Here is a 1,006-nt window from a genome sequence, read left to right on the forward strand (position 1 = left end):
CCCCTCGTCCGAGGGGCGCGCACCCGCCGCACCGCCCGCTCCACGTTCTCCCCGGGGAGCCCCGGGACCCCAGACAGGTAAGGACTGCACCATGGCGAACTACACCGCAGCCGACATCAAGGCACTGCGCGAGCGCACCGGCGCCGGCATGCTCGACGTCAAGAAGGCCCTCGACGAGGCCGACGGCGACTCCGAGAAGGCGCTCGAGATCATCCGCGTCAAGGGTCTGAAGGGCGTCGCCAAGCGCGAGGGCCGTTCGACCTCCGAGGGCCTCGTGGCCGTCGACATCTCCGAGACCGAGGGTGGCCAGGTCGCCACGCTCATCGAGCTCAACTCCGAGACGGACTTCGTCGCGAAGAACGAGAACTTCCTCAACCTCGCGGCTCGCGTGCTCAAGGCCGTCGCCGACTCGGGTGCTGCGGACACGGACGCGGCCCTCGCCGCGGACGCCGACGGCGAGTCCGTCCAGCTCGTGATCGACAACACCGCCGCGTCGCTCGGCGAGAAGGTCGTCCTGCGCCGTGCCACGCGCATCGCCGGTGAGCGTGTGACCGCGTACCTGCACCGCACCGCCAAGGACCTGCCGCCGTCGATCGGCGTCGTCGTCGCGACGGACGCTGCCGGCGAGGCCGTCGCCAAGGACATCGCACAGCACATCGCTGCGCTGTCCCCGACGTACCTGACGCGTGAGGACGTCCCCGAGGACGTCGTCGCCAACGAGCGTCGCATCGCCGAGGAGACCTCGCGCAACGAGGGCAAGCCCGAGGCCGCGCTGCCGAAGATCATCGAGGGTCGCCTGAACGGCTTCTTCAAGGACGTCGTCCTCGTCGACCAGCCCCTCGCGAAGGACCCCAAGAAGACCGTCGGCCAGGTTCTCGCCGAGGTCGGTGGCACGGTCACCGAGTTCGTGCGGTACCGCGTCGGCGCCTGACGACGCACCGCAGAGCAATCACTCAACGACCACCATCCATCACACCGAGGAACGGGGAATCACCATGTCGAAGCC

General features: G+C 69.1%; 1 protein-coding gene. It reads left to right on the plus strand.

Annotation, left to right across the window (positions count from 1 at the left end):
• Window positions 1-91: 91 nt before the first annotated feature.
• Window positions 92-931 carry a translation elongation factor Ts gene (tsf, locus tag ACFWFR_RS19465; RefSeq protein ID WP_377616647.1) on the plus strand — a complete coding sequence of 280 codons (840 nt, stop codon included), beginning with the start codon at window positions 92-94 and terminating at the stop codon, window positions 929-931.
• Window positions 932-1,006 lie beyond the last annotated feature (75 nt).

Source organism: Oerskovia sp. NPDC060287 (genome assembly GCF_042726775.1).
Classification (GTDB): domain Bacteria; phylum Actinomycetota; class Actinomycetes; order Actinomycetales; family Cellulomonadaceae; genus Oerskovia; species Oerskovia merdavium.

Coding starts and splice junctions, on each gene's coding strand:
- tsf (WP_377616647.1), top strand. CDS start 92: ATGGCGAACTACACCGCAGCCGACATCAAGGCACTGCGCGAGCGCACC.